The following is a 382-nucleotide window of genomic DNA, read 5'->3' as shown; positions in this document are numbered from 1 at the left end:
GTCGCCGGGATGCCCGAGAGGCTGATCAGGAACGAGAAGAGTCCAGCCGCCGAAATGATCAGCATAACTGCGCCGGTAGAGATAGCGGAAGCGCGGAAGATTTGCGGCAGGTCCGAAAGTTTCAGTTCCTTGTATATAAAGAGCCCGACCACCAGCGCATACACAGCAGCTATAGCTGCAGCTTCGGTAGGCGTGAAAATACCACCATAAAATCCGCCGATGATGATGACAGGAAGCATCAACGCCCAGACGGCATTGAACGTCACCTTAAGGAAGGGCTCGCGATTTGCACCGTCTTCCTTTCCGTATCCTTTCAGCCTGCACCAGATCTGCACCATGATGAGAAGTGCTGTCGCGATGAGCAGGCCTGGTCCGATACCCG

At 54.7% G+C, this 382-nt stretch carries 1 protein-coding gene; it reads right to left on the bottom strand.

What is annotated here, in order from left to right:
* The coding region (locus tag AB1462_RS32440) for a TRAP transporter large permease subunit (protein ID WP_367249228.1) at nucleotides 1-382 on the bottom strand (382 nt) is incomplete at both ends.

Origin of the sequence: Pseudomonas sp. SB113, from assembly GCF_040754745.1 — a bacterium.
Classification (GTDB): Bacteria; Pseudomonadota; Gammaproteobacteria; order Pseudomonadales; family Pseudomonadaceae; genus Aquipseudomonas; species Aquipseudomonas grimontii.
Note: the sequence above shows the minus strand (reverse complement) of the source record. Positions and strands in the feature narration are given on the sequence as shown.